General features: G+C 68.2%; 24 protein-coding genes. 8 read left to right on the top strand and 16 right to left on the bottom strand.

Annotation, left to right across the window (positions count from 1 at the left end):
- The 3 genes from ACXJKJ_RS09270 to ACXJKJ_RS09260 all read right to left on the bottom strand — a co-directional run.
- A partial coding sequence (locus tag ACXJKJ_RS09270; RefSeq protein ID WP_457389911.1) for a transposase occupies positions 1–167 on the bottom strand: 167 nt, incomplete at its 3' end.
- Positions 168–515: 348 nt separating this feature from the next.
- Positions 516–1,121, bottom strand: a complete 606-nt coding sequence (locus ACXJKJ_RS09265; RefSeq protein ID WP_056200808.1) for an IMPACT family protein — start codon at positions 1,119–1,121, stop codon at positions 516–518.
- Between the two features lie 32 nt (positions 1,122–1,153).
- A complete protein-coding gene (locus ACXJKJ_RS09260) occupies positions 1,154–1,957 on the bottom strand; it encodes a substrate-binding periplasmic protein (protein WP_457389909.1) in 804 nt (267 codons plus the stop codon).
- 68 nt (positions 1,958–2,025) lie between these two features.
- Between ACXJKJ_RS09260 and tgt the strand changes: the two genes are divergently transcribed.
- The 3 genes from tgt (at position 2,026) to ACXJKJ_RS09245 (ending at position 4,361) form a co-directional block, all read left to right on the top strand.
- A complete protein-coding gene (gene tgt / locus ACXJKJ_RS09255; protein ID WP_457352174.1) occupies positions 2,026–3,153 on the top strand; it encodes a tRNA guanosine(34) transglycosylase Tgt in 1,128 nt (375 codons plus the stop codon).
- A 14-nt stretch (positions 3,154–3,167) separates the two neighbouring features.
- Entirely contained in the window at positions 3,168–3,710 is a 543-nt protein-coding gene (gene cysC, locus ACXJKJ_RS09250) for an adenylyl-sulfate kinase (RefSeq protein ID WP_457389908.1), read from the top strand.
- 141 nt (positions 3,711–3,851) lie between these two features.
- Positions 3,852–4,361, top strand: coding sequence for a hypothetical protein (locus ACXJKJ_RS09245; protein WP_457352176.1), 510 nt, complete (start codon positions 3,852–3,854; stop codon positions 4,359–4,361).
- Here the strand turns inward: ACXJKJ_RS09245 and ACXJKJ_RS09240 are convergent.
- From ACXJKJ_RS09240 to ACXJKJ_RS09210, 7 genes are all read right to left on the bottom strand, one after another.
- Positions 4,327–5,796 carry a radical SAM protein gene (locus ACXJKJ_RS09240; RefSeq protein ID WP_457389907.1) on the bottom strand — a complete coding sequence of 490 codons (1,470 nt, stop codon included), beginning with the start codon at positions 5,794–5,796 and terminating at the stop codon, positions 4,327–4,329. The genes ACXJKJ_RS09245 and ACXJKJ_RS09240 overlap by 35 nt on opposite strands.
- On the bottom strand, positions 5,793–6,536 hold the full coding sequence (locus tag ACXJKJ_RS09235; RefSeq protein WP_457389906.1) for a prolipoprotein diacylglyceryl transferase: 744 nt from the start codon (positions 6,534–6,536) through the stop codon (positions 5,793–5,795). Before ACXJKJ_RS09235 ends, ACXJKJ_RS09240 begins: the two co-directional genes overlap by 4 nt.
- The gene (locus ACXJKJ_RS09230) at positions 6,533–6,787 is read right to left on the bottom strand and encodes a hypothetical protein (RefSeq protein WP_056200783.1); all 255 of its coding nucleotides are present in this window, start codon (positions 6,785–6,787) and stop codon (positions 6,533–6,535) included. Before ACXJKJ_RS09230 ends, ACXJKJ_RS09235 begins: the two co-directional genes overlap by 4 nt.
- Positions 6,784–8,688, bottom strand: a complete 1,905-nt coding sequence (locus ACXJKJ_RS09225) for an MFS transporter (RefSeq protein WP_457389905.1) — start codon at positions 8,686–8,688, stop codon at positions 6,784–6,786. Before ACXJKJ_RS09225 ends, ACXJKJ_RS09230 begins: the two co-directional genes overlap by 4 nt.
- A 134-nt stretch (positions 8,689–8,822) precedes the next feature.
- Complete coding sequence (locus ACXJKJ_RS09220) at positions 8,823–9,608, bottom strand: DUF2145 domain-containing protein (RefSeq protein WP_457389904.1); 786 nt, start codon at positions 9,606–9,608, stop codon at positions 8,823–8,825.
- Positions 9,605–10,045, bottom strand: a complete 441-nt coding sequence (locus ACXJKJ_RS09215; protein ID WP_457320002.1) for a hypothetical protein — start codon at positions 10,043–10,045, stop codon at positions 9,605–9,607. Before ACXJKJ_RS09215 ends, ACXJKJ_RS09220 begins: the two co-directional genes overlap by 4 nt.
- Before the next feature lie 15 nt (positions 10,046–10,060).
- The gene (locus ACXJKJ_RS09210) at positions 10,061–10,528 is read right to left on the bottom strand and encodes a YiaA/YiaB family inner membrane protein (protein WP_457389903.1); all 468 of its coding nucleotides are present in this window, start codon (positions 10,526–10,528) and stop codon (positions 10,061–10,063) included.
- Positions 10,529–10,726: 198 nt separating this feature from the next.
- Here ACXJKJ_RS09210 and ACXJKJ_RS09205 point away from each other — a divergent pair, with 198 nt between their 5' ends.
- Entirely contained in the window at positions 10,727–11,503 is a 777-nt protein-coding gene (locus tag ACXJKJ_RS09205) for a helix-turn-helix domain-containing protein (RefSeq protein WP_457389902.1), read from the top strand.
- Here ACXJKJ_RS09205 and ACXJKJ_RS09200 read toward each other — a convergent pair.
- From ACXJKJ_RS09200 to ACXJKJ_RS09185, 4 genes are all read right to left on the bottom strand, one after another.
- The gene (locus ACXJKJ_RS09200) at positions 11,472–12,164 is read right to left on the bottom strand and encodes a CAAX prenyl protease-related protein (protein WP_457389901.1); all 693 of its coding nucleotides are present in this window, start codon (positions 12,162–12,164) and stop codon (positions 11,472–11,474) included. The genes ACXJKJ_RS09205 and ACXJKJ_RS09200 overlap by 32 nt on opposite strands.
- 69 nt (positions 12,165–12,233) lie before the next feature.
- The gene (gene treF, locus ACXJKJ_RS09195) at positions 12,234–13,805 is read right to left on the bottom strand and encodes an alpha,alpha-trehalase TreF (protein ID WP_457352187.1); all 1,572 of its coding nucleotides are present in this window, start codon (positions 13,803–13,805) and stop codon (positions 12,234–12,236) included.
- On the bottom strand, positions 13,802–15,058 hold the full coding sequence (locus ACXJKJ_RS09190) for an MFS transporter (protein ID WP_457389900.1): 1,257 nt from the start codon (positions 15,056–15,058) through the stop codon (positions 13,802–13,804). Before ACXJKJ_RS09190 ends, treF begins: the two co-directional genes overlap by 4 nt.
- A gap of 45 nt (positions 15,059–15,103) precedes the next feature.
- Positions 15,104–17,644 (bottom strand): TonB-dependent receptor, encoded by a 2,541-nt coding sequence (locus ACXJKJ_RS09185; RefSeq protein ID WP_457389899.1) that lies wholly within the window; start codon positions 17,642–17,644, stop codon positions 15,104–15,106.
- A gap of 380 nt (positions 17,645–18,024) precedes the next feature.
- Between ACXJKJ_RS09185 and ACXJKJ_RS09180 the strand changes: the two genes are divergently transcribed.
- Both ACXJKJ_RS09180 and ACXJKJ_RS09175 read left to right on the top strand, forming a co-directional pair.
- Positions 18,025–18,786, top strand: a complete 762-nt coding sequence (locus tag ACXJKJ_RS09180; protein ID WP_056200764.1) for a YecA/YgfB family protein — start codon at positions 18,025–18,027, stop codon at positions 18,784–18,786.
- Between the two features lie 54 nt (positions 18,787–18,840).
- Positions 18,841–19,605 (top strand): metallophosphoesterase, encoded by a 765-nt coding sequence (locus ACXJKJ_RS09175; protein WP_457389898.1) that lies wholly within the window; start codon positions 18,841–18,843, stop codon positions 19,603–19,605.
- 22 nt (positions 19,606–19,627) lie between these two features.
- Here the strand turns inward: ACXJKJ_RS09175 and ACXJKJ_RS09170 are convergent, their stop codons facing one another.
- Positions 19,628–20,596 (bottom strand): DMT family transporter, encoded by a 969-nt coding sequence (locus ACXJKJ_RS09170; RefSeq protein WP_056201328.1) that lies wholly within the window; start codon positions 20,594–20,596, stop codon positions 19,628–19,630.
- Positions 20,597–20,651: 55 nt separating this feature from the next.
- Here ACXJKJ_RS09170 and ACXJKJ_RS09165 point away from each other — a divergent pair, with 55 nt between their 5' ends.
- The gene (locus ACXJKJ_RS09165) at positions 20,652–21,323 is read left to right on the top strand and encodes a hypothetical protein (RefSeq protein WP_457389897.1); all 672 of its coding nucleotides are present in this window, start codon (positions 20,652–20,654) and stop codon (positions 21,321–21,323) included.
- Here ACXJKJ_RS09165 and glpD read toward each other — a convergent pair.
- The gene (gene glpD, locus ACXJKJ_RS09160; RefSeq protein WP_457389896.1) at positions 21,307–22,791 is read right to left on the bottom strand and encodes a glycerol-3-phosphate dehydrogenase; all 1,485 of its coding nucleotides are present in this window, start codon (positions 22,789–22,791) and stop codon (positions 21,307–21,309) included. The genes ACXJKJ_RS09165 and glpD overlap by 17 nt on opposite strands.
- A 22-nt stretch (positions 22,792–22,813) precedes the next feature.
- Between glpD and glpK the strand changes: the two genes are divergently transcribed.
- Positions 22,814–24,280 carry a glycerol kinase GlpK gene (gene glpK, locus ACXJKJ_RS09155; protein ID WP_457389895.1) on the top strand — a complete coding sequence of 489 codons (1,467 nt, stop codon included), beginning with the start codon at positions 22,814–22,816 and terminating at the stop codon, positions 24,278–24,280.
- Positions 24,281–24,308 lie beyond the last annotated feature (28 nt).

Raw genomic sequence — 24,308 nt, 5'->3', positions numbered from 1 at the left:
CGCTCATGCTGGCGCACCCAGTTCAACAGCGTCTGCGGCGTGGCGCCGATCTTGCCCGCGATGGACACGACGGCCGCCCATTGCGACTCGTGCTCGCCGCGTTGCTCGAATACCAGCCTCACGGCGCGCTCACGCACCTCCGGCGAAAACTTCACTGACTTCCTCATGGCTCCATCCTCTCAAAGGTTGGGGCCTCCTCGGAAACCGGGGCGGTTCAAAGCGCTAGGCTTCCCGGGGCTGGCGAAACGCCCAGGACGAGTTTTTGCAACGACGTATGGGCTGGGTGCAGTCGCACGTGATTCGGTTTGTCAATTCACGGTAAAGGATTGGGTGGAGCAAGAAGTAGTGCCCAACATCCGACATGAGCACCAGGGCTGGGACGTTGACGCGTATTTGCGGCACTTTCAGCCATTCCGCTCCCTAGCCGCCAAGTAGACGCGTTCGGCGGCGCTCCGTTGGCGCCAGCTTGCACCTGTCCACAAGCACGAAGAATTCCGAGCGCCGTCAGTCCTCAGCTATGGCGATGCGATGCTGCTCTCGCGCGTCCACGCCACGCGGCCCTGAGCCGCTTCGTCGATGGCGGCCGCGAATGCGGCTCGTGCCGTCACGGGCAAGCTGAAGCGCATGCTGACGCGCGTCTCGTGCTTCACGTCGACGAGCTGCGCGCCATGCTGTTCGGCCAACCGGCGCAGCCGGCCTTCCAGCTCATAGGGCAGCTCGCAGCCCAGCTCCACCTGGGCGACGCGCTCGATCTTGTCGGCAGTCAGCAAGGCCTGGGCGATGCAGTCGGTGTAAGCCCGCACCAGCCCGCCGGCGCCGAGCTTGACGCCGCCCCAGTAGCGCACGGCGGTCGCCAGCACGCCGTCCAGGCCCTGATGGCGCAGCACGTCCAGCATGGGCCGGCCCGCGGTGCCGCCGGGTTCGCCGTCGTCGTTGGCGGCCGAATGCCCGCCGGCGAGCAGGGCCCAGCAGACATGGGCCGCGCCGGGGTGGGCGGCGCGCAGCTCGGCGACCCGGACCAGGGCGGCCGCGCGATCGGCGCACGGCTCGACGCGGCCGAGGAAGCGGCTCTTCTTGATGACGAGTTCGTGTTCGGCCGGCGCCGCGAGGGTCAGGGGCATGTTGCGGGATTGTCCCGCGGCCTCGGCCCGCTTCAGTCGCCGGTATAGGCCGCCGCCTTGGCGCCCTTGTCGCCGAGATGGCGACGCAGGATCTCGTGGACCTTGCCCTCGGCCAGCATGGCCTGCAGCGCGCGGCGCAGCCGCTGGCGGTCGTCCTCCGGCATGCTGCGCACCATGGCCAGCGCGACGGCATTGCGCTCGGTGGGTGTGACGTCCACGGGGACGAGTTCGTCCGGGTCGTCGAAGGCGGCCAAGGCGATGCCCCAGCCGCTGGGCAGGGCCAGCAGGGCGTCGGCGCGGCCGGCCTTGAACATGCGAGTGGCGGTCTTGAAGTCGCCGGCCTCAACGAGGCGGCCCTGGCTGCGCATGCGCTGCACCCAGGCGTCGATGGTCGGGCCGTGGGCGTAGCCGCGCACGTCCAGCAGCCGCAGCTCGGTATTGGCCTCGAAGGCGGCGATGGTCGGGGTGCGCGCCGCCAGCTCGCGGCGCATCAGCACCTGGTAGCGGCCCTGGGCATAGGGCACCAGTTCGGCGATCTCGCGGCGCTCCGGGCTCACCAGCGCCGACAGCGTCAGCTGCACGCCACCGCGCCGCATCTGGTCCCAGATGCGCACGCGCGACTCGACCACCAGCCGCAACTGGCAGCCCGAACGGCGCGCCAGCTCGTCGAACATGTCCTTGTCGATGCCGGCGGGCCCGGTATGCGGGTCTTCGTAATAGAAGCGGGCATAGGGGTAGAGCGCCGCTGTGTACGGGCCGCAGGCCTGGGCGGCCGCCTGCTCCCCTATCAGGGCGAGTAGCAGGCCTGCAATCAGCGGCTGGAGCGATGCGCGCATCATGGGCCGATGGTGGCGGTTCGGCAGCTTCGCGTCCAGCCCCGGCCGGCTGCGACAATCGCGCCCCCATGCTGAAGTTCGACCTCCTCAAGACCGAAGGCCGCGCCCGCCGCGGCACGCTCACGCTCAACCATGGCGTCGTGCAGACGCCCATCTTCATGCCCGTGGGCACCTACGGCACGGTCAAGGGCGTCACGCCGCGCTCGCTGCAGGAGATGGGTGCGCAGATCATCCTGGGCAACACCTTCCACCTTTGGATGCGGCCGGGCCTGGACGTCGTCACGCAATTCGGCGGCCTGCACCGCTTCGAGAGCTGGAACAAGCCCATCCTGACCGATTCCGGCGGCTTCCAGGTGTGGTCGCTCGGCGCCATGCGCAAGATCAGCGAGGAAGGCGTCAAGTTCGCGTCGCCCGTCAATGGCGACAAGCTCTTCCTGACCCCCGAGGTCAGCATGCAGATCCAGACCATCCTCAATTCCGACATCGTCATGCAGTTCGACGAGTGCACGCCGTATGAGAGCAAGGGCGTGTTGACGACCGAGCGCGAGGCCAAGCAGTCCATGGAGCTGAGCCTGCGCTGGGCCAGGCGCTGCATCACCGAGTTCGACCGCCTTGAGAACCCGAACGCCTTGTTCGGCATCGTGCAGGGCGGCATGTTCACCAACCTGCGCGACGCGTCGCTGGCGGGCCTTGCCGAACTGGACCTGCCGGGCTACGCCATCGGCGGCCTGTCGGTCGGCGAGCCCAAGGCCGAGATGCAGCGCATCCTGGAACACACCGGCCACAAGCTGCCGGCGAACAAGCCGCGCTACCTGATGGGCGTGGGCACGCCGGAGGACCTGGTCGAAGGCGTGTCCCAGGGCATCGACATGTTCGACTGCGTGATGCCCACCCGCAATGCGCGCAACGGCCATCTGTTCACGCGCTTTGGCGACCTGCGCCTGCGCAATGCCCGCTACAAGGCCGACGAGAAGCCGGTCGACGAGACCTGCAGCTGCGAATGCTGCAAGGGCTTCAGCCGCGCCTATCTGCACCACCTGGACCGCTGCGGCGAGATGCTAGGCCCCATGCTGACCAGCGTGCACAACCTGCACTACTACCTGAACCTGATGCAGGAGATGCGCGACGCGCTGGATGCGGGCCGCTTTGAGGCCTGGCGGGTGCAGTTCCACGCCGATCGGGCGCGCGGCATCTGAACATGAGCGCCGCAGTGGAACGTCCTGGCGGCGCGGTGGTCTGGCTGACAGGGTTGTCGGGCGCCGGCAAGTCCACGCTGGCCGGTCGGCTTGATCAACGCCTGCGTGCCCATGGTCTGCTCACCTGCTTGCTCGACGGTGACGTTCTGCGCACCGGCCTGAACCGCGACCTCGGTTTCAGCGCCGAAGACCGGGCCGAGAACGTGCGCCGTGTGGGCGAGGTCGCAAGGCTGATGGCCGATGCGGGCCTGATCGTCATCGTGGCCTTGATCTCGCCCTTCCGGCGCGACCGCCAGGCGGTGCGCGAACGCTTCGCACCGGGTGAGTTCTTCGAGGTCTACGTGGACGTGTCGCTGGCCGTTGCCGAGTCGCGCGATCCCAAGGGGCTGTACCGAAAGGCCCGCGCCGGCCTGCTGAAGGATTTCACCGGCATCGATTCGCCCTATGAGCCGCCGGTGTCGCCCGAGCTGCACCTGCAGACCGCCACGCTGTCGCCGGACGAGGCCGCCGCCGTGGCATTCGAGCATCTGCGCGCGGCCGGCGTCATCAGCGGCTAGCGATCGCCTGCATCACCCTTGCCCGGCGGACAGATCCCCGGTGGGGGTGCCACGCAGCTGGAAAAACCGGGTCGTCCATGGCCTGGAATCGGGCCGCCGGGATTCTGGCACTGCGTCGTCGCCCTGGCATGATCCCCGACCATGTTGAAGTCGATGCTCGCTCCGCTGCGCTGGCTCGTCCGCGTCGTCCTGGCCCTGCTCATCCTGTTCGAGGAATGGGGTTGGGAGCCGTTGCGGCGCGTCTTCGCGCTGCTGGCCAAGCTGCCGCTCATCCGCCAGTTCGAGGCCCTGCTCCAGCGCCTGCCGCCGCGCTGGGCTTTCGTCGTGCTGGTGCTGCCCAGCCTGCTGATCCTGCCGATCAAGCTGGCTGCCGTCTGGCTGGTGGCCGAGGGCCACGTCATGCTGGGCGTGGGCATCGTCGTTGCGGCCAAACTGCTGGGCACGGCGCTGCTGGCATGGTTGTTCCAGCTCATCCAGCCGGCGCTGATGCAGCTGCCCTGGTTCGCCCGCTTCTATGCTCGCTGGACGGCCTGGAAGACCGAGCTGCTGGCCTGGGTGCGGGCCAGCTCGGCCTGGCGTACCGCGCGGGCGATCAAGCTGAGGGTGAAGCGGTTGTTCAGGCGCGCACGAGTGGAACCGCCTTCGGCTTGAAGTGCAGGCGCTGCTCGCGCTGCGCATCGATCTCGGCGCGGATGTGAGCCAGCTCGGCCTGGCGCTCGTCGCGATAGAACAGGTTGTAGGCCTCGAAGGGCACCATGCGGCCGTCCGGCCTGGCGATGTGGATGCAGCTCTTCTTCAGCGCGCGGATGTCCAGCGACTGGGCGTCCATGAACTGAACGATGAGCACGCGGAACACGTCGCGATAGCTGAGCTGGGGCGCGTCGATCTTGGGCAGGCAGCACAGCAGCTCGGACAGGCAGTTGGACTGGCTCTCGGGCGAGTGGTTGGTGGAGAACAGCTTGAAGACCGAGGCCTTCAGCGCCGGGTCGCCCTCGAAAACGATGGTGCTGCGGTCGCCGGACAGCAGCGTGGCGGCGTCCAGATAGCGCGTCAGCGGCACCAGGCCCTTCTCTTTGTCCTGGCTGCGCAGCGCGTAGGCCATCGCCAGCGTGTCGGGGTTGCAGGGCACCGGCAGCACGTCGGCCAGCGTGAACACACCGCTCTGCTCGGCGATGCGGCGGCGCAGCTCGCTGACGGTGAGGCGGTGCTTCGCCGCGTCGTAGGCCTCGACACGGCCGGCGTTCTGGATGGGCTGCAGCGTCACGCCGCGCACGCAGGCGTAGCTCTGGCCGTGGCGGATGACGTCGCCGATCTCGTCGTCGTTGATGCCGCGCTTGACCGTCATGACCAACGTGGTCGAGATGCCCAGCGCGTCCAGCCTGGCCAGCGCAGCGTCATGCGGCCCGCGCAGGTCGGCGCCACGCAGGTCCATCAGCGCCTCGCGCCGCAGCGAGTCGAACTGCAGGTACACCTCCAGCCCCGGTGCATAGCCTGCCAGCCGCTCGGCAAAGGCTTCGTCCTGGGCGATGCGCAGACCGTTGGTGTTGACCATCAGGTGCTTGATGGGCCGGGCCTTGGCAGCATCCAGGATGTCGAAGAACTGCGGGTGCAGCGTCGGCTCGCCGCCGGAGATCTGCACGACATCGGCCTCGCCCTCGCTGGCAACAACGGCATCCAGCATCGCAATGACTTCCTCCATCGTGCGGTGGCTGAGCCGCTCGGGGCCCGAGCCCGCATAGCAGGTCGGGCAGCGCAGATTGCAGTGGTCGCTGATCTCGATGAGGGACAGGCAGCTGTGCTGCATGTGGTCGGGGCACAGGCCGCAGTCATAGGGGCAGCCGTACTTCATCGGCGTCGCGAATCTCTGCGGCATCTCTGGTGGCTTGACGAACACCTCGCGGCACTGCCGGTAGTAGGCCGCGTCGTCGCTGACCAGCACGCGCTCGGTGCCGTGCGCGGGGCACCACTTGTCCATGTAGACGTGATCGTCCTTGATGACGATCTTGGCTTCGACAGGGCGCAGGCAGGTCGTGCAGACGGACTGCGTCGTGTCGTAGAACAGGTAGGGACGGACTTTGCGGGTCATGGCGTGGCGAGCAAGGGCGGCCGGCGCCAGGCGCGCAGCACGATGGGGGTGTAGACGGCGAGCGCGATGAGGCAGGTCCATTGGATGCCGGACAGGCCGAGCGGATAAGGGACCGGCACGGGCTTGAGGAATTCGACTGCGAAGCGCCACAGCAGGTAGGCGCTCAGGAAGAGCTTGAAGGCCAGGCCGGGTGTGGTGAAGCGCGCGCGGCTCAGCGTGATGCCGAGGACCAGCACGACGGCGATCTCGTAGAGCTGGGTTGGGTGCCGCGGGATGCCGTCGCCGAAGTCCACGCCCCAGAGCAACGCCGTCGGCAGCCCGTAGGTGTCGTCATGCAGGCCAGCGAGGAAGCAGCCGATGCGACCAATGGCGAGGMCGACGGCGATGGGCAGCACCATGGCGTCGCCGGTGCTGCGGGTTTGGCCGGTCAGCTTCTTAGCGAGCTCGACGCCGATGAGCCCGCCTAGCAGGCCGCCGACGATGCTTTGGCCAGGCAGCATGAGTTGGCCGCCCTGCCAGAGAGCTGCTGCCACATCGGGCCGCTCGATGAGGAAGACGAGTTTGTTGCCCAGGGCTGCGCCGATCAGCAGGCCGACGAGGACACCGAAATTCCCAGGCGCCAATGCGCCGCCGCGGTCCCGACGTTTCAGCGTCCCGCGCCACATTGCCGCGCCAAGGGCCATGCCGGCATAGGCGAAGGCGCTGTGCACCCAGGCGGCGGTGGTGGCGTCGGCGATCAATCTCTGCTGCTGAACATCCGGGCCAGCTTGCGTCCGCACAGCCAGGCCAGGCCACCGCCGATCAGCAGGCTGGGCACGGAGATGACCAGCATGGCGGTGGAGTAGTTCTCCGGGCCTTTCGAGAACAGATCGGGCAAAGCGCCCACGGTGAACACGCCGCCGCACAGGCCGGCGAGGCCGAAGCCCAGCGTCGCGACGACCAGGATGCAGACGAGGACGAAGCGGCCGAAGGAGGTCTGGGCGTCGCTCATGATGCAGCTCCTGCGAGCAAGGTCTGCACCCGCGTGCGCAGGCCATCAGGCGACACGGTGGCCATCGGCATGGGCTGATCCACCGTCAGGCTGACCGGGCTCCACACCCCGCGCCGCATCGGCTTGACCATCGCCTTGCCGCCCTCGACGCGCGAGAAATAGCTGCCCCACAGATTGCCCAGCGCCATCGGGATGACGGGCACTTCGGGCATGCCTTCGATGAGCTTCATGACGCCGCCCTTGAAGGGCTGCAGCTCGCCGTCGCGCGTGATGCCGCCCTCCGGGAAGATGCAGACCATCTCGCCATCGGCCAGCACGGCCCGGGCGGCCGCGAAGGCGGCTTCATAGGTGGCCGGGTCGGTCTTCTGCGGCGCGATCGGAATGGCCTTGGCGAGCTTGAACATCCAGCCGAGCACGGGGATGCGGAAGATCTGCGCGTCCATCAGGAAGCGGATGGGCCGCGGGCTGGCAGCCATCAGCAGCACGGCGTCGACGAAGCTGACGTGGTTGCAGACCAGCACGGCCGGGCCGGTGGTCGGGATGCGCTCGTCGTTGACGACGCGGAAGCGATAGACGATGCGCGTCAGCACGAAGGCAGCGAAGCGCAGCAGGTACTCCGGCACGATGAGGAAGATGTAGAACGCGACGATCGCGTTGGCGATGCCGACGGCCAGGAAGATCTGCGGGATGGTCAGCCCCGCGCCCAGCATGGCGCCGGCGATGACGGAGCTGGCGATCATGAAGACCGCGTTCAGGATGTTGTTGGCCGCAATGATGCGGGCGCGGTGGCTGGGCTGGGCGCGCAGCTGGATCAGCGCATACATGGGCACGCTGTAGAGGCCGGCGAACAGGGCCAGCAGCGTCAGGTCGGCCAGCACGCGCCAGTGAGCGGTCACGGCCAGGAAGGTGCTGACGCTGTAGGGCGCCGCCGCGGGCAGGCCCGAGGCGGCGAAATAGAGGTCAATGGCGAACACGCTCATGCCGATGGCGCCCAGTGGTACGAGGCCGATCTCGACATGGCGCTTGGACAGCATCTCGCACATCAGCGAGCCGATGCCGATGCCGATGGAGAACACCGCCAGGAGCAGCGACGCCACCTGCGGGCTGCCGTGCAGCACCTCCTTCGCGAACGCGGGGAAGTTGCTGAGGAACACGGCGCCGAAGAACCACATCCACGAGATGCCGAGCAGCGAGCGGAACACCGCCAGGCCTTCATGCGCGAGCTTGAGGTTGCGCCAGGTCTCGGTGAAGGGGTTCCAGTTGATGACCAGATTAGGGTCGGTTGACGGGCTGGCGGGAATGGCCTGCGCGGTCACGCGGCCGGCCACGGCCAGCGCCAGGCAGGCCCAGGCCACGTGCTGCGGGCCGACGACCGGTGTATCGACCAGGATGCCGCCGAGCAGCTGACCCAGCAGGATGGCGACGAAGGTGCCCATCTCCACCATGCCATTGCCGCCGGTCAGCTCGCGCTCGTTGAGCTGCTGCGGCATGTAGGCGTACTTGACCGGGCCGAACAGCGTCGAGTGCAGGCCCATCAGGAAGACGCAGCCCAGCAGCGCTGGCACATTGGCCGCGTAGAAGCCCCAGGCCGCGATCACCATGATGGCGATCTCCAGGCTCTTGACGAGCTGCATCAGCCTGGCCTTGTCGTGCTTGTCGGCCAGCTGGCCGCTGGTGGCCGAGAACAGCACGTAGGGCAGGATGAACAGCGCCCCGATGACCAGGCCGGCCATCTTGGACGGCAGCCAATCCAGTTGCAGCTGGTAGGTGATCATCAGCGTGAACGCGAACTTGAAGACGTTGTCGTTCGCGGCGCCGAGGAACTGCGTCCAGAAGAAGGGCGCGAAGCGGCGCTGGCCCAGCAGCGCAAATTGATTCGGATGCGAATGAGGATCAGACATGCGTTGTTCCGGAGAGGGGGATGGGCCGAGTCATGGTGCACCACCCAGTGACTGCCGTGGATCCGGCTTTGCCGGTCCACTGGCGGTGCCCCCTTGAGGGGGCCGGCGAAGCCGGTAGGGGGTGGGCTATTCCGTCATTGCTGGACGAGTTGGGGTGATTGGGACAGGCCGGCACGCTGCATCCACGCGAACATCGAATCCACGGTGACGGTGTCGATATGGCTGCTGAAACGACGCGCGCTCGGATGATCGTCGAAAGCGATGTTGGCCTGGGTCATGCGGCCGCCCAGGCGGGTCAGTGTGGACAGGTGCAGGTCGGTAGGCTGGTAGCCCTGGGATTTCAGCCAGGCCTGGGCGTCGCGGCGATTGTTCACGCTCGGTGCCGCGCTGCCTGCCAGGGTCTCCAGCACCCACTGGTTGCTCTGCTGGTAGGTGGTGCCGAAGGCATAGGCCACCATGCTGTAGCGGCGCTCGTTGAAACGCGCCACACGGCTGTTGTCCGTCAGCACGGGGAGCAAGGCCTGCTGCAACTCAGGCTTGAGCACGGCAAAGGCGGCCTGGTAGCGGTGCGGGTTGTCGAGGAAGAACTCACCGAGACCCTGGCGATACAGCGCCGCATGGTCGGTGCCGCAGTTGTTGAGCTTGTGCATGACGCGCCAGACGGCCGGCTGCTGCGTCGTGTCCTTGTACACAAAGCCCAGGTGGGACCATTGCAGGCCGTATTTGGAGAGGTCCTGCCCCGCGCGGGCAAGGACGACGACCTGGGCGCCGCTGGCATCGAGCTGGCGGGCCGTGGCCTGGGCGAGGTTGAGCCCCTGCTCGATCTGGCGCGCCGTTGGCTGCTTCTCCTCGCAAGGCCGGCCGGCGTGGGCGGCGGTTGCGACAGCCAGTGCGCCGGCCAGGGCGAGGGCCTGCCTCAACGGCTCACCTGCTCGTTGTAGAGCAGGGCCTTGCCGATCTCATTGGGGATGAAGGCGATGACCTCGCCGGCGGCGGACAGCAGGGTGCCCGCGCCGATGACGGAGACGACGACGGCCGCACCGGTGGACACGACGACGCCCTCGGCCAGCTTGCCGGTGGCCTTGATGCTGATGCGGGCGCCGTCGGAGGCGCGCTCCAGGACCCAGACCGTCGCGCTGCCGACGACCTCGACGGACACCACCACCAACGTCACGCCGGCCGACAGGATGCCGGCGGGGATGGCGCTGAGTGCGACGCCGCCGGCGCTGACCGCGCCGACCGACAGCACGACGGGCGCCAGGGACAGCACCGCGCTGGCCTCGGACGGGCTGTTGTGGGCCTGGGCGGGCAGGGCCAGGGCGAGTGACAGGCTGGAGAGGGCGAGCAGGCGCTTCATCAAAGGCTCCTTGGGTTATTGGGCTGCGGCGTCAGCCTGCGCAGCCGCTTCACGGCGGCCCTGCATGCGGGCTTCGAGCATGTCGGCATCGTGGGCGTCGCGCAGCATCTTGGCGAGCGTGAAGACGTTGGAGATCAGGTAGAGCCAGCAGACGCCGAGATAGGCCTTCCAGACGGGCTGGATCTCCATGCGCCACAGGCCCCAGCCGGTGAGGCCCATGGCGAGCGCGAAGCCGCACCAGACAACGAGGCGCCACATGGGCGTGTCGACCTGGCGGTCCTGGTTGTCGCGGATGAACTTGGCCAGCGCAAAGGCGGTGGAAAGGCAGAACACATAGCCCATGACCATGAAGGCGCGGTCCAGATCCTGCCCCGGCAGCCAGGCCAGCCCCGAGCCGCACAGCATGACGCTGAGGCCGAAGGAGATCCAGACTTGCAGGCGCCAGGCGTTGGTGTCGCGGCGGATGAAAGGGGTTTGAGCCATGCGGGTGTCTTCTTGTGAACGAATGTTGCGATGGCCGCGATCTTGCGTGAAGCCGGGGTGGCTGGCCTCGGGAATAGTTCCAAGGCGCGTGGCAAGCGCCGCAAAGTAGCGCTTCATGACACTGCCCGGCGGTCGGGGGGGACCCGTGTCGCGCAGGCGCCGAGCCGCCGGTGTCGTCATGCGCTACCGTCTCGCCTCATGTCGAGCACGCAATCGCTGGTGGCCCTCATCAAGGCCGAGCTGAAGACGCAGGGCCTGAGCTATGCGGAGCTGGCCTTGGCCCTGGATCTGTCGGAGTCCAGCGTGAAGCGCATGCTGGCACCCGGTGGCGAGATGCCGTTGTCGCGCGTGGACGAGATCTGCCGCGTGCTGAAGCTGGAGTTCGCCGAGCTGGCCGCGCGCCTGGGGCAACAGGCGCCGGCTTTGCGCGAGCTGACACTGGAGCAGGAGGGTGCCGTCGTGGCCTCGCCCGTGCTGCTGCTTGTTGCCATCTGCTGCCTGAGCCACTGGGCCATCGAGGACGTGCTGTCGCGTTATCGCATTGCCGAGTCCGATGCCGTTGCGGCCCTGACCCAGCTCGACCGTCTCGGCGTCATCGAACTGCGCCCGCACAACCGCTACAAGCTCAAGGTGGCCAAGACGCTGCGCTGGCGGCCGCAGGGGCCGGTCATGCAGTTCTTCCGCGAGCGGGTGATGGCCGATTTCTTCGCCGGCGGCTTCGATGGCGAAGGCGAGCTGCTGACGCTGGTGCATGGCGAGTTCGGCGCCGGCCATGCGCGCGAGCTGGCCGAACGGCTGCAGCGCACGGCCGACGACTTCGCCCGCCAGCACCTGCTGGACCAGAAGCTGCCGTCCTCTGAGAAGCGGCCCTACAGCGTGGTCATTGGCCTGAGGTCATGGATCTTCGAGGCGTTCCGCGACCTCGAAAGGCCTGGTTTAGGCCTTACCAGAACTCCCAACGCCCGGTCCAAATGACCCAGAGGCCCAGCAGCCCATTCGTCACCGCATGCGCGATGACGGCGCTCCACAGCTTGCCGTTCCTGCGGTAGAGCAAGGCGTAGGCGAGGCCAGCGACAACGGCGGCCAGCCACAGCGTGTGGGCCAGCGTGAAGACGAAGGTGGACAGCACGACGGCACGCGCACCGACTGTCTGCGGGTTGACCCGCTCGAAGCCAGGATGCTGCACCCAGCGCATCAGGAAGCTGCGCCAGAACAGCTCCTCCATGACCGGCACAACCAGGGCTGCGCCGGCCAGGCGCAGCACGATCAGTGGCCAGATCAGCTGGCCGTTGGCATCCAGCGGCACAAAGCTGGCCGTGGCTGAGCCGAGCTGCATCCACGGCGCATCCAGCTGCACCCAGATCGCGAAGACGGCGATGCCGACAACCACGGCCCAGCCGGTCTCGCGCGCGTCGGGCAGGTTTTGCCGCACCAGCTCGCCATAGCCGCGCCAGTACCAGGCCAGCAGGCCGCCGACGATGACAGTCTGGGCGCCGTAGATCCAGCGTGTGTCCAGGCCGCCGTCGGCGGGCAGGTAGCCGCGCAGTGCCAGCAGCGCCATGAAGACGAAGAAGGGAATGCAACGGGCGAGGGCGGCGGGGCTGAGCGTGGGCGTGTCGGCAGGCATGTCGGCCATCAGCTTAGCCCGAGGCCGTGACGACTCAGGGCGCTGGGCCCCCCCAAGCCTCAGGGGTGGGCACCGGAACTAGGGGCTAAGAAGGCCATCCTTGAAGGCGACGAAGACGCCATTGGTCCAGCCGAAGCCGTCCTGGGTCTCGTACTCGCCGCCGCCGCCGGGCTTGTCCTGGGCGACGTCGTATTTCTCCAGCAGCCGGCCGGTGGCGAGGTAGACGCGGTGCACGCTGGCGCACCAGCGCTCGGCGATGTCGCGGGCCAACGCCGCATGGCCGTAGCGCAGCAGGCCCTGGGCTGCCATCCATTGCAGCGGCGCCCAGCCGTTGGGGGCATCCCACTGCTGGCCAGTCGTGAGGGCCGTCGTCAACAGGCCATTGGCGCCGAGCAGGTGGCGCTGCACCTGGGCGGCCATCGCGTCGGCCTGCGGCTGGGTGGCCATGCCGAGGTACAGGGGCACGAGGGCGGCGGCCGTCAGCGGGCGCGGGTCGGTGGCCTGCCGCCAGTTCAGGTCGGCATAGTGACCCGTTGGGCCAGCATCGGCGCGCCAGAAGCGCGTCTGCAGCAGCTGGCGGCGGGCGGCCATGCGGGCCTCGAAGGCCTGGGCCGTGGCGGTGTCGCCGCTGCGCGCAGCACCCAGGGCGATCGCGCTCTCCAGGCCGGCCAGCAGCGCGTTCAGATCGACGGGTGCCAGCGCTGTCGTCTCGATCGTCGCGATGTCGGCGGGATCGGCGCACCAGCGGCCGGAGAAGTCCCAGCCGCTCTCGGCGCCGGCGCGCAGGTCGCGCCAGACGTCTGTCGGCGTGCGGCCGGTCGCGGCCTCGGCCGTCAGCACGTCCTCGCGCCAGCTCTCCTCGCGCGGCGTGCAGCGGTCGTCCCAATAGCGGTTGAGCAGGGCGCCGTCGGCGGTGCGGGCTACGCGGCGATGGGCCTGGCCGGGTGCCACCGTGGCCTCGCCGGCCATCCAGAAGCCGTGTTCTGTTTTCAACGCGTCCAGATGGGCCGCGAAGCCGGCGGCCGGGTCGTCGGCGTGCAGCAGCTCGACCATCCTGAAGAAGAACGGTGGCTGCGAGCGGCTCAGCATGTAGCTGCGGCTGCTATTGGGAATGAAGCCGTAGGTTGCTATCAGGTGGGCGAAGTTGGCCAGCATGGCCTCGGCCAGGTCGCGCCGGCCGTCGGCCACCAGGCCCAGCATCGTGAAGTAGCTGTCCCAGTAATAGAGCTCGCGAAAGCGCCCGCCTGGCACGACATAGGGCTTGGGCAGCGCGAGCAGGCTTTCGCCGTCTTCGGCCTGGCGGTGCTCGCGCACCAGCAGCGGCCACAGCGCGCGGATGTGTTCGCGCACACCCAGGCGCGGGCCAACGGCGGTGTCATGGCCGGGCAGTACGAAATGACCGTGGACGAAGTCGGTGAGCGAGAAGCCCGGCAGGCGACGCTCGACCTCGAAGCGCGCACGGATCATGGCGGGCGCGGTCTTGGGCCGTGCGTCGACAAAGCTCTTGCCGTCGCCGAAGACGCGCGTCATCTGCACGGCGACGAAGAGCTCGCCGTAGAGCTCGTGCGGGGTGGCTGCGCTGCTGTGCGCGGCGGCGTGAACGGGCGCGGCGGCCAAGAGGTCGCCGGGGCGCTGGGAGCGGAAAGTCATGACGATGCGAGATGCCGGCGCAGCCGGGCGAGCGAGATGGCCAGGGCCGTGACGGGCACGAGCAGCAGACCGAAGGCGGTGGTGCCGTCGAAGGCGACGAAGAGGCGGCCGGTGACGAAGCTGCCCAGCGTGCCGCCCAAGGCCGAGAAGACGACGATGAGGCCGGTCATGGCCGCATGCTGGCGCTGCGGCAGAGCGCTCAGCATGGCCGAGTTGATGGCCGGGTAGATGGGTGCCAGCAGCAGGCCGGTCAGCGGCAGCAGATAGGCCGCGGGCGGGGCGTTCAACCAGCCAGCGTCGGCGCCCAGCGGTGCGACGTTCAGAGACAGCGGCAGCGTGATGAGGATCAGCGCTGCGATGCCGACCAGGCAGGCGATGACGACGGCAAACCAGCCCAGCCGCCCGATGACGGCTGCGCTGGTCAGGCGGCCCAGCGCCGTCGTCGCCGGCATGATGACCGCAAGGCCCACGCTCATCGCCGTGGGCAGGTGCAGCACCTCGTTGTTGAAGCTGGGCAGCCAGGTCGAGATGCCCTGCTCGATCAGCACGTAGAGGAAGGCCGACAGCAGGAAGACGACAACCAGGGCCATCTTGAGCAGCGGCGCCATCGCCAGCAGGTCTTCGCGCACGCTGGTGTTCGGGGACTGGATCGGACCTTCGTCGAGCGGACTGGTGAGCAGCAGCACGAAGGCACCGGCAGCCAACGCGGCCAGCAGCGGATAGACCTGCAGCCAACCTCGCCCCTCGGCATGCGCGGCCTGGCTGAACAGCAGATAGCCGCCCAGCACGCCGACCATGAACAGGCCTTCGAGCAGGTTGGTGAAGCGCGCATGGCCGGCGCGGTCGTGCGTGACCAGGCCGATCATGGAATAGGCCGAGACCTTGACGAGGGCAAAGCCCGCGCCCAGGGTGCAGAACAGCAGCTTGATGGCCCAGAAGGCCGACAGCACCGGCATCGCCAGGCAGGCCGCGCCGACGGCCGCGAGGGCCAGCAGCATCGACCGCTTCAGACCCAGGCGCGGCAGCAGCGAGGCGACCAGGAAGGACGTCAGCGCGATGGGCAGGTCCTTCCACGCGTCCAGCAGCGCGGCCTCGGCGCGCGGCACGCCGAGGGTCTGCACGACCAGCAGGTTGACCGCGCCGACGCTGTTCAGCAGCGCGCCGAACAGCATGTAGGTCAGGATGATGGCGAGCCGAATGCGCAGGCCGCCGCTCGACAGGGGCACCGCCGGGAGAGTCGTGGGTTGTGTCATGTCGAGGGCTGCTTTGAGTTCAGGCGTCGCCATCTTGGCGCGTCGTCAGAACTGGAAGCCGACGCTCAGCTCGTAGGCCCGGCCGAACAGCGGCCGCGCCAGGAACACACCGTCCTGGCCCGCGCCCTGGCCCGGCACGCGGAAGTTGCCTTCCGTCAGGCCGACCTTGTTGGTCAGGTTGGTGCCGGTCAGGCGCACCTCCAGGCCGTTGTCCATCGAGAACACGGCGCCCGCGTCGATGGTCCGGTAGGCCGGCAGCTTGAGCGTGTTGGTCTGGTCCGCAAAGCGCTCGCCGACGTGGCTGAAGGTGGCAAACGTGCGCAGCTGGCCGAAGCCGGTCTGCGTCTGCCAGCTCGGCGTCAGGCGAGCCTGGAACTTGGGCGCGCGCTCGACGCGATTGCCGGTGAACTGCTGGAAGTCCTTGTACTTGGCGTCCTGGAAATTGCCGGTCGCGGCGATCTCGAAACCATAGCCAGGCCGCAGGGCCAGCTCGAACTCGACGCCCGTGGCCTTGCTGTTGGGGCGCAGCACGACGTTGCCGGCGTTGGTGAACTGCTGGGTCTGCGAGTTGGTCAGCTTGTTGGCGTAGGCCGTCAGGAAGGCGCTGTAGAGCTTGGTGGCGGTCTTCAGGCCGATCTCGTACTGGGTGATGTCCTCGACCGAATCCTTGGTCTCGTTGGCGCCGCGGCCGCGCAGCACGTCGAAGTCGGGCAGGCGGTGGCCCTTGTTGACGCGCACGAAGGCGCTGAACTCGCGGCTGAAGGCGTAGTTGGCACCGCCGGTGAACGACGAACGGCTGAGCTTGCTGTCGATCAGCGTGTTCGTGCCGTTGAAGTACGAGAGGTTGTTGTTGTAGATCGTCGTCGGGTCGGCATCGAGGTCGCCGCTGCTGACGTTGGCGATGGTGCCGGTGATGCGCTGGGTCTCGCGGCGGGCGCCGAGGTCGATGCGCAGTTCCTTGCTCAGCTGCCACTCGTCGGCGACGAAGAAGGCGTGGGTGTTGCCGCTGTAGTTCGCGTCGAGGTTGAAGGAGAACGGCGGCGTGACATAGCCGTTGCGCGAGGCCTTGACGCCGTTGTCCAGGGCCACGTCGATGAGGCGGGCGTGCGACTGCACCGTCATCAGCTGGGCCTGGCCCAGCGTCCACACGTCGTGAGAGCTGTAGCCGGCCAGATACAGGCCGACGGTCAGGTTGTTGCCCGGCGCGATCTCGCGCGACAGGCGGGTCTCATTGCTGGTCGAGCGCAGCGCCTTGTCCACGGCCCACATGCCGTTGACGATGACGGGCGTGCTGCCGGCGACCGCGCCGCCGCCGTTGGTGAAGGTGGCGGTGCCGGTCGTCGCCGCGCGGCCGGCCGCAGCAACGACGGCTGCATCGCCATTGGCTGCAGTGACCTGGGACGTGATGTAGCTCGACAGCGTCTGCGGATTCGCGCCGGAGAACAACGCATAGGTTGGCGTGTCGCCGGTGGTGTGGCTGAGCTTGTTGGTCAGCGTCCAGTCGCCCAGCTTGGTGTCGAGGTTGGCACCATAGGTCTGCACGTCGGCGCCGCGGCCGTCGGCCAGGTCCTTGGTGACGGTGCTGCGCTGGATCTCGGGCTTGCCGTTGGGCAGGGTGCGGCCCGTCGCGCGGCCGGTTTCCAGCACGATGTTGCGCAGCTCGTTGCCGTAGAAGTAGTCCTTCAACGCATCGAAACCGGGGTAGCTGGACGCGCTCTTGCCGTCGGTGCTGCCGACGACCGGAATGGCCGTGAAGAAGGCATTGCGGTCACGCAGCGCGCGGGCATAGAGCTGCAGGCTGCCGCCTTCGAGCTTGCGGCTCAGCACGACGCTGGCCTGCCCGCCTTCGTCGGCCGGGAACTGCGTGTCGCGCACCCCCTGGCTCTGGCGCCAGAAGCCGCCGACCATGACATTCCATTGGTCGCTCAGCTTGCCGGCATAGACGCCGTCGACGCGCTTCAAGCTGCCGGTGCCGGTCGTCACGCGCAGGCTGGCCTCGGGGTTGCGGCCGTCCTTCTGGATGAAGTTGACCGTCACGCCGGGCTGGCCGCTGCCGAAGATGGGGCTGGGGCCGCCGCGCAGCACTTCCATGCGGTCGATGGTGTCGTCCAGGCGGAACAGCTGCGAGTGCTCGAAGAAGCTCAGCGTGGGCAGGTGGTAGAGCGGCGCGCCGTTGAGCTGGAAGGTCGAGTAGGGGCCGTCGCCGGGTGTCGGGAAGCCGCGCACGCGGATGTTGGCGCCGGCCTGGCCGCCCGAGGTTTCGACGAAGACGCCTGGCACAGTCTTCAGGATGTCGGCCGTGCTGGTGGGCGCGGCCTGCTTGATCTGCTCTTCGGTGGCGGTCGTGATCGAGAAGCCGGCTTCGAGCTTGCGCACGCCCTCGCGGCGCGCCGTGCCGGTGACGACGACGGCGTCGAGTTCCTTCAATTCGGGGGACTGTGCGGCAGGTTTTTCCGCAGGCTTGGCGGCGTCTTGCGCGAACGCGGCGCCACACAGGGCGGCGGCGGCCAGCGCGATCAGCTGGGGACGAAAGGCGGTGCGAACGAGGCGGACGCCGGCGCGCGGCGCGGCATGGGGGCTCAGCATGGGTGGTCTCCGATGGTTGTTGTTGTGGAATCGCTGAACAAGTCCCTCGCGTGCGGCGCATCCCTGCTTTGGGCGGTCTGCGGCGTTGCAAATGCTCGCCATAGCCAAGCTATGACTGCGCTTTGCGCCTTGCAGCCCATACCAAACCAGGGCGCGCCGCATCGCGGTGACTTATTCAGCGATTCCGATCCCGAAAGCCAGCGCGGCCGTCGCCACTTTCGATGGACCGGACTTTGATGGCAAATGTTATCGATGTCATTTGGGTTTTTACCAATGTGGCTGATCGTTGACATCGATGACATGGATTTCGGTTCTAGGGAGTTGAACGTTTTCGGCGCGGCGGCTTGCCCGAAGGGGGCAAACCCCGACAATCCGCGCCCATGAGCACCCAAGACCTCACCGACGCCGAGTTCGCCGAACTCGACGAACTCCTCGCCGCCACGCCCGAGCCGCTGCAGCCGCTGGACGCCTCCATGCTCGATGGCTATCTGTGTGGCGTCATCGTGCAGCCCCGCCTCATCGAGGCCGACGAGTGGCTGCCCAATATCTTTGACTACGACGGCGGCCTGCTGCCCGAGACGGTAGACGCCGGCTGGCTGGACAAGCTGACCCAGCTTGTCGAGCGTCGCCATGCCGCCCTGAACCGCGGCCTGGCTGAAGATGGCTGGTTCGATCCCGTCATCCTGGAGGTCGATGAGGAACAGGAACCCGACCCGCTGCCGGAAGACGCCAGCGAGGAAGAGCGCTCCGCCCGCGCCAGCTACGACGCCCTCGGCCCCTTGTCGCGCGCGCTGATGCCCTGGGTCGCCGGCTTCCAGCATGCGGCGCTGTGCTTCCCCGAGTTGGCCGACATGCCCGACGACGCGGTGTCCGCCGCGCTCGCGCGTCTGTACCGCCATCTGCCGGCCGAGACGGCCGAGGAGAAGGAGGTCGTCGCAACACTCAACCGCGAGCATCCGTTGAAGGATCTGGACGATGCGATCGAGGAACTGGTTGTCACGGTGGCCGACCTCGCCGATCTGACCGAGGCCGAACGCTACCGTGTCGACACCATCAAGCGCGACACGCCCAAGGTTGGCAGAAACGATCCCTGCCCTTGCGGTTCCGGTAGGAAATACAAGGTCTGTCATGGCAGCAACTGATGACTTTGCGGGACAGACCGCAGGCGCTTGCGCCAAGCTCTGTCCTCAACTGACTTGAAACTACAGCTCCTCTCGGATCTCCACCTCGAAACGGAGTCCTACCAGCCCATCCCCGCGCCGGGCGCCGAGCTGCTGATCCTCGCCGGCGACATCGACACCACGTGGCGCAGCTTCGAGCTGTTCCGCGGCTGGCCGGTGCCGGTGCTGTTCGTGCCCGGCAACCACGAGTACGACCGCCGTGACGTGGACGAGGCGCGTGAGGCCCTGCGTGCTCACGTCAAGGCCGTCGGCCTGCAGATGCTGGACGACGAATCCATCGTCATGACCAACGCCCAGGGCCGGCGCGTGCGCTTTATTGGCTGCACGCGCTGGTGCGACTTCGACGCCTTCGGCCCCGGCGGCCGTGATCGTGCGATGCGCGCCGGGGGCTACTTCCAGAACGTCATGCAGGCCACGCGCCATGGCGAGGTCTTCGGCGTCGAGGCGGTGCGCGAACTGGCGCTGGAGAGTCGCGCCTGGCTGGCCGGCGAACTCGCGCGCACGGGTGACTGGGACGCCACGGTGGCCATCACCCACTTCGCACCCAGCCTGAAGAGCGCCGACCCGCGCTATGGCCGCCAGCCCGGCACGGCCAGCTTCTGCAACAACGATGAGGAGTTGCTGCCTGGCGCGCAGCTCTGGGTGCATGGTCACCTTCACTGCCGCCACGATTACCGCATCGGCGAGACGCGCGTCGTCAGCAACGCCCGCGGCCACATGAAGCGCGGCGAGGCCGATGGCTTCGATGGCCAGCGCGTGTTCGAGGTCTTCGCGGCCTGAGACTTGCGCCGTGGCGGCCCGATCAGGCCGCGTGCTTCACCGGCTTGATGCGCAGAGCCCAGACGACGCCGGCGATCAGCAAGGCCACGCCGGCCAGGGTCGCTGGCGGCGGCATGCGCTGCTTCCACGCAAACGCGTAGGCCAGCGCGGCCAAGGTCTCGAAGACGATGAGCTGGCCCGACAGCGAGGTCGGCAGCCGCTGGCTGGCCTCGTTCCAGCACAGCGTGCCCAACCAGGATGAGCACAGGCCGATGGCCGCCATCAGACCCACGTACGCGAGCGGCCTGTCGCCGAGCGGAAAAGCGTAGTCCGCGGGAATCAGCTTGCCCGGCGCCATCAGGTACGCGAGCGCCAGCAGCAGCAGGCCCACCAGCGCCATCGGCAAGGTGACGAGGCCCTGCGCCGTCGCCCAAGCCCTGGGGCTGCGATCACTGTGCGCGCGCAGCCAGTCGGCATTGCGGATCGGATACCAGGTCCAGCAGGCCACCGCGGCGATGGCCAGCAGCGCGCCCTCGGCATAGCGGCGCGGGTCGCCGGCCTCGGCTTGCAGCACCGCCAGCTCGTCGCGATTGACGCAGGCCAGGCCCGCGGCGATCAGCAGCAGCGACGGCGCCAGCTTCGCCCACGGCAGATGGCCGTCACGCACGCGGTTGCGATGGTTGGCGCAGATGGCGATGACGACCGGCAAGGTGCCGATGATCATGGTCGGCAGCGGTGCGCCGGCGCGCTGGATGGCGGCCGACAGGCAGAGGTAGTACAGGAAGTTGCCGATCAGGCTGAGCTTGGCCGCCTCCCACCAGTCACCCGGCCGCAACTCGCGCAGCGCGCGCCGGTCCAGGGCCAGGGCCAGCGGCACGGCGATCAGGCCGAAGGCCAGGTAACGGCCCACCGTCAGCAAGGCGGGCGCATAGCCCGGCAACATCACGGGCGCGACGAACACCAGTCCCCACATCAGCCCGGCAGCGAGGGCGAACAACAGACCAAACAGCATGGCCGGCATCATCACCCATGCCTTCGTCACACCGGGGCGCTAGGCTCTTTCCCCCATGCGCCCCGCCTTCGTCCTCAGCCTCGCCCTGGGCGCCTGCACGGCCCAGGCCGGTCGGCCGCTGCAGGCCGAAGACGCCGCCGTCATGGACCCGCAGGCCTGCGAGATCGAAGGTGCCCATGGTGACTGGCGTTTGGGCGAAGACGGCCAGCGCCAGACCAGCCTGCAGCTCGGCTGCGGCATCGGCTGGGGTACCGAGGTCGCGCTCAACGTCATCCGGCCGCGCGAGCTGGCGCTGAACGGCAAGACCCTGCTGGCCAGCGCCGCCTGGGCCGATGGCGACGCCCAGCTCACGCTGGCGTGGAGCCTCTCGCATCGCCATGTCGAAACCGTGTGGCGACGCAGCAGTGCGGGGCTCATCCTCGTCGGCAGCGTGCCGCTGACGCGCGAGCTGTCCCTGCATGCCAACCTGGGCCATCAGCGCGACGAGATGGTGGGCCGCCGCAGCACCACCTGGGCCCTGGCCGTCGAGCATGGCGGTTTCGGCGAGGGTGGGCGCTGGCAGCCCATGGCCGAAGTGTTTGGYGATGACCGCGGTCGGCCTTGGGCCAATGCGGCGTTGCGCGTGGCCCTGCTGTCCGATCGCGTCTTCGTCGACGCGTCCTATGGCCGGCAGTTCGCAGGCGCTCGCGCCCGGCTGAAGACTGTCGGCTTCAAGTTCGCGTTTTGAACCAGGCCGCCACGGCCTCGCGCTGTTCGGCGGTGTAATGAAGGCCGAGCTTGCTGCGCCGCCACAGCACGTCGTCGGCGCCGGTCGCCCATTCGTTTGCCATCAGGTGACGCAGTTCGGACTCGAACAAGCCCGGCGCGATCTCGGCGCCCGTCGGCGCGGCGAGCAGCTCGCGAGCTTTGCTGCCGTAGGCGCGGGCGATGCGGCGCACGCCGGGTCGAGCTGGGTAGGCCGCCTGCAGCTCGGCGGCAAAGGCGTCGATGTTCACGCCATGTGCGCCGAGGTCGCCACCGGGCAGCGTGGTGCCGGCGGTCCAGGCCTTGCGCGCATCGCCCAGCAATTCGCCGAGCTGGGTCGCGCCGTCCTCGGCCAGCTTGCGATAGGTCGTCAGCTTGCCGCCCCAGACATTGAGCAGCGGCGCGCCACCGTCCGCATTGGCCTCCAGCAGATAGTCGCGCGTGACGGCCGAAGCCGAGCCGCCTTCGTCCAGTAGCGGGCGCACCCCGGCATAGGTCCACAGCACATCGGCGGGCTTCACCGGCTGGGCCAGATAGCGGCTGGCCTGCTCGCAGAGATAGGCGATCTCGTCTTCGGCGATGGTGGCGCGCGACGGCGGGTCCTCATGCTCGGGCAGCTCGACGTCGGTGGTGCCGATCAGCGTGAAGCGCTCCTGGTAGGGGATGGCGAAGATGATGCGGCCGTCGGCGTTCTGGAAGATGTAGGCGTGGTCGTGGGTGAAGCGCTGGTCGACGACGATGTGGCTGCCCTTGACGAGGCGCAGGCCGCGCGCCGGCAGCGGCTGGCCGTTGGCGCCCTGGGTGTGGTCGCGCAGGAAGCGCTCGGCCCAGGGGCCGGCTGCATTGACCAGGGCACGTGATTGGAACTGGCGGCCGTTTTGCAGCGTGACCTGCCAGCCGTCCGCGCCGCGCACGGCCCGGGTCACGGCGCAGCGCGTCAGCACTTCGGCGCCGCGGGCTTGCGCGTCCTGGGCGTTCAGCACGACGAAGCGGGCGTCGTCCACCCAGCCGTCGGAATAGACAAAGCCGCGCGTGAATTCTGGCTTGAGCGGCGCGCCATAGACGCTGCCCGCCAGCCGCAGGCCGTGCGAGCCCGGCAGCAGCTCGCGGCGGGCCAGGTGGTCGTAGAGGAAGAGGCCGATGCGGATCATCCAGGCCGGGCGCAGATGCGGCGCATGCGGCAACACAAAGCGCAGCGGCTGGATCAAATGAGGCGCGCTCCTGAGCAGCACCTCGCGCTCTTGCAGGGCCTTGCGCACGAGCGAAAACTCATAGGTCTCCAGATAGCGCAGCCCGCCGTGCACGAGCTTGGTGGACGCCGATGAGGTGTGCGAGGCCAGGTCATCGCGCTCGGCCAGCAGCACCCGCCAGCCGCGCCCGGCCAGGTCGCGGGCCAGTCCCGTGCCGTTGATGCCGCCTCCCACCACCACCACGTCAAAATCGTCCACCATGCACTCACTCTAAGGGATGGTGATGGACGCCTTGCTTGCGTTGGACCAGGGAACCTCTAGTTCGCGCGCTCTAGTTTTTGGCCGCGACGGCCGCTTGCTCGCCTCGGCCCAGCGCGAGCTGCCCCAGCATTTCCCCCAGCCGGGCTGGGTGGAGCATGACGCCGAGGAGATCTGGACGCATCAGGTTGAATGCGCCCGAGAGGCTATGGCCAAGGCAGGTGTGAAGGTCGCGGCGATCGGCATCACCAACCAGCGCGAGACGGTTGTGCTGTGGGACCGCAAGACCGGCAAGCCCCTGCACAAGGCCCTGGTCTGGCAGGACCGGCGCACGGCGGCCTTCTGCGAGCAGCTGAAGCAGCAGGGCCTGGAGCCGCGCGTGCGCGAGCTGACCGGCCTGGTGCTGGACCCATATTTCTCGGCCACCAAGCTGCGCTGGCTGCTGGACCACGTGCCCGGCGCCCGCGAGCGCGCCGCCCGCGGCGAGCTGGCCTTTGGCACCATCGACAGCTGGCTGCTTTGGAAGTTGACCGACGGCAAGGTGCACGCGACGGACGCCAGCAATGCCTCGCGCACGTTGATCTACGACATCCACCGTGGCGACTGGAGCGACGAGCTGTTGGCGGCCTTCGACATTCCGCGCAGCCTGCTGCCCGAGGTGCGGCCCTCGGCCGGCGTGTTCGGCCAGGCGGCCGAGTTTGGCGTCCCGATCGCCGGCATCGCGGGTGATCAGCAGGCCGCGCTGTTCGGCCAGACGGCGCTGCAGCCCGGCCAGGCCAAGAACACCTATGGCACCGGCTGCTTCCTGCTGATGCACACCGGCACCCAGGCGCGCACTTCCACGCAAGGCCTCATCACGACGCGCGCCGCTCAGGTGGACGCCACCGCGCAATACGCATTGGAGGGCAGCGTCTTCGTCGGCGGCGCCGTCGTGCAATGGCTGCGCGACGGCCTGAAGGCCATTGGCGGCAGCGGCGAGGTGCAGGCGCTGGCCAGCAGCGTGCCGGACGCCGGCGGCGTCATGTTCKTGCCGGCTTTCGCGGGCCTGGGCGCGCCCTACTGGCGGCCCGATGCGCGTGGCGCGCTGCTGGGCTTGACGCGCGGCACGACGCAGGCCCACATCGCCCGCGCGGCGCTGGAGAGCATCGCCTTCCAGAGCGCGGCGGTGCTGACGGCGATGAATGCGGATGTCGGCGCCAGCGAGCGGCTGACCGAGTTGCGCGTGGACGGCGGTGCGAGCGCCAACGACCTCTTGATGCAGTTCCAGGCCGATCTGCTCGGCATCCCGGTGCTGCGCCCCAAGGTCATCGAGACGACGGCCTTGGGTGCTGCGCTGTTGGCTGGGCTGGGCGCTGGTGTCTACGAGTCCACAGAACAAATCGGTGCCATCTGGCAGCTGGACCGCGCCTTCGAGCCCCGCATATCGCGCGACGAGGCGGGGGCGCGGCTGATGGCATGGGACAAGGCGGTGAGGCAGGTGTTGGCTGACTGAGCTGCCTTTCGGAAACCCATCAGGGCTT

This window comes from Roseateles sp. P5_E1, assembly GCF_054049335.1.
The sequence above is the reverse complement of the archived record's forward strand: the minus strand, read 5'-3'. Positions and strand labels throughout refer to the sequence as shown.

Coding starts and splice junctions, on each gene's coding strand:
- treF (WP_457352187.1), bottom strand. CDS start 13,805: ATGACTTTCCGCTCCCAGCGCCCCGGCGACCTCTTGGCCGCCGCGCCC.
- ACXJKJ_RS09185 (WP_457389899.1), bottom strand. CDS start 17,644: ATGCTGAGCCCCCATGCCGCGCCGCGCGCCGGCGTCCGCCTCGTTCGC.
- ACXJKJ_RS09190 (WP_457389900.1), bottom strand. CDS start 15,058: ATGACACAACCCACGACTCTCCCGGCGGTGCCCCTGTCGAGCGGCGGC.
- glpD (WP_457389896.1), bottom strand. CDS start 22,791: ATGGTGGACGATTTTGACGTGGTGGTGGTGGGAGGCGGCATCAACGGC.
- ACXJKJ_RS09205 (WP_457389902.1), top strand. CDS start 10,727: ATGTCGAGCACGCAATCGCTGGTGGCCCTCATCAAGGCCGAGCTGAAG.
- ACXJKJ_RS09260 (WP_457389909.1), bottom strand. CDS start 1,957: ATGCGCGCATCGCTCCAGCCGCTGATTGCAGGCCTGCTACTCGCCCTG.
- ACXJKJ_RS09200 (WP_457389901.1), bottom strand. CDS start 12,164: ATGGCCGACATGCCTGCCGACACGCCCACGCTCAGCCCCGCCGCCCTC.
- tgt (WP_457352174.1), top strand. CDS start 2,026: ATGCTGAAGTTCGACCTCCTCAAGACCGAAGGCCGCGCCCGCCGCGGC.
- ACXJKJ_RS09225 (WP_457389905.1), bottom strand. CDS start 8,688: ATGTCTGATCCTCATTCGCATCCGAATCAATTTGCGCTGCTGGGCCAG.
- ACXJKJ_RS09245 (WP_457352176.1), top strand. CDS start 3,852: ATGTTGAAGTCGATGCTCGCTCCGCTGCGCTGGCTCGTCCGCGTCGTC.
- ACXJKJ_RS09230 (WP_056200783.1), bottom strand. CDS start 6,787: ATGAGCGACGCCCAGACCTCCTTCGGCCGCTTCGTCCTCGTCTGCATC.
- ACXJKJ_RS09210 (WP_457389903.1), bottom strand. CDS start 10,528: ATGGCTCAAACCCCTTTCATCCGCCGCGACACCAACGCCTGGCGCCTG.
- ACXJKJ_RS09170 (WP_056201328.1), bottom strand. CDS start 20,596: ATGCTGTTTGGTCTGTTGTTCGCCCTCGCTGCCGGGCTGATGTGGGGA.
- ACXJKJ_RS09265 (WP_056200808.1), bottom strand. CDS start 1,121: ATGCCCCTGACCCTCGCGGCGCCGGCCGAACACGAACTCGTCATCAAG.
- ACXJKJ_RS09240 (WP_457389907.1), bottom strand. CDS start 5,796: ATGACCCGCAAAGTCCGTCCCTACCTGTTCTACGACACGACGCAGTCC.
- ACXJKJ_RS09215 (WP_457320002.1), bottom strand. CDS start 10,045: ATGAAGCGCCTGCTCGCCCTCTCCAGCCTGTCACTCGCCCTGGCCCTG.
- ACXJKJ_RS09180 (WP_056200764.1), top strand. CDS start 18,025: ATGAGCACCCAAGACCTCACCGACGCCGAGTTCGCCGAACTCGACGAA.